Annotated in this window: 2 rRNA genes; both read right to left on the bottom strand. The window is 46.6% G+C overall.

Annotated features, from left to right (window positions below):
- Window positions 1–727 (bottom strand): 23S ribosomal RNA (locus NQT69_RS19455); the annotation flags it as partial.
- Window positions 728–1,019: 292 nt separating this feature from the next.
- A 16S ribosomal RNA gene (locus tag NQT69_RS19450) occupies window positions 1,020–1,681 on the bottom strand; the annotation flags it as partial.

Here is a 1,681-nt window from a genome sequence, read left to right as displayed (position 1 = left end):
AGTGGGTTCGGTCCTCCAGTTGATGTTACTCAACCTTCAACCTGCTCATGGCTAGATCACCGGGTTTCGGGTCTATACCTTGCAACTATTCGCCCAGTTAAGACTCGGTTTCCCTACGGCTACCCTAATCGGTTAACCTCGCTACAAAATATAAGTCGCTGACCCATTATACAAAAGGTACGCAGTCACCCAACAAGTAGGCTCCTACTGCTTGTACGTACACGGTTTCAGGTTCTATTTCACTCCCCTCACAGGGGTTCTTTTCGCCTTTCCCTCACGGTACTGGTTCACTATCGGTCAGTTGGGAGTATTTAGCCTTAGATGATGGTCCACCTATATTCAGTCAAAGTTTCACGTGCTCCGACCTACTCGATTTCACTTAAAATGTCTTTTCATGTACGGGACTATCACCCTGTATCGTGGCACTTTCCAGAGCCTTCCATTAACACATAATAAGCTTAAGGGCTGTTCCGGTTTCGCTCGCCGCTACTTCCGGAATCTCGGTTGATTTCTTTTCCTACGGGTACTTAGATGTTTCAGTTCTCCGCGTTTGCCTCGTTAACCTATGTATTCAGTTAACGATACCTGCAAGCAGGTGGGTTTCCCCATTCGGAAATCTTAGTCTCAAGTGCTTTTTACTAGCTCGACTAAGCTTATCGCAAGTTAATACGTCCTTCATCGCCTCCAACTGCCAAGGCATCCACCGTGTACGCTTAGTCACTTAACCATACAACCCAAACGGGTCTTTGTTTCGTGACAGTTTAACTTCGCCAGAAGTTAATATTGAATACTAAAGTAGATACCAATCAACAAACGTAAACGTTCATTAAATGGCACTGAATGATACTGCTATCATTCTTTTTTACTTTTGAAAACTCTGTACAAATACAATGTATTCGTACGAATTTTATTATCAGCTTTCCAAATTTTTAAAGAGCATATTAATTAGTTAAGCCAGTGGCTTAGCTAACTAACAATCATCTGTGTGGACACTACGAACAAATAAGTTCTAAATCGTATAAGGAGGTGATCCAGCCCCAGGTTCCCCTAGGGCTACCTTGTTACGACTTCACCCCAGTCATGAATCACTCCGTGGTAAACGTCCCCCCTAAGGTTAGACTATCTACTTCTGGAGCAACCCACTCCCATGGTGTGACGGGCGGTGTGTACAAGGCCCGGGAACGTATTCACCGCGTCATTCTGATACGCGATTACTAGCGATTCCGACTTCATGGAGTCGAGTTGCAGACTCCAATCCGGACTACGACGCACTTTAAGTGATTCGCTTACTCTCGCGAGTTCGCAGCACTCTGTATGCGCCATTGTAGCACGTGTGTAGCCCTACACGTAAGGGCCATGATGACTTGACGTCGTCCCCACCTTCCTCCGGTTTATCACCGGCAGTCTCCTTAGAGTTCTCAGCATTACCTGCTAGCAACTAAGGATAGGGGTTGCGCTCGTTGCGGGACTTAACCCAACATCTCACAACACGAGCTGACGACAGCCATGCAGCACCTGTATCAGAGTTCCCGAAGGCACCAATCTATCTCTAGAAAGTTCTCTGTATGTCAAGTGTAGGTAAGGTTCTTCGCGTTGCATCGAATTAAACCACATGCTCCACCGCTTGTGCGGGCCCCCGTCAATTCATTTGAGTTTTAACCTTGCGGCCGTACTCCCCAGG

This window comes from Pseudoalteromonas shioyasakiensis (genome assembly GCF_024518675.1).
Classification (GTDB): Bacteria; Pseudomonadota; Gammaproteobacteria; order Enterobacterales; family Alteromonadaceae; genus Pseudoalteromonas; species Pseudoalteromonas shioyasakiensis_B.
Note: the sequence above shows the minus strand (reverse complement) of the source record. Positions and strands in the feature narration are given on the sequence as shown.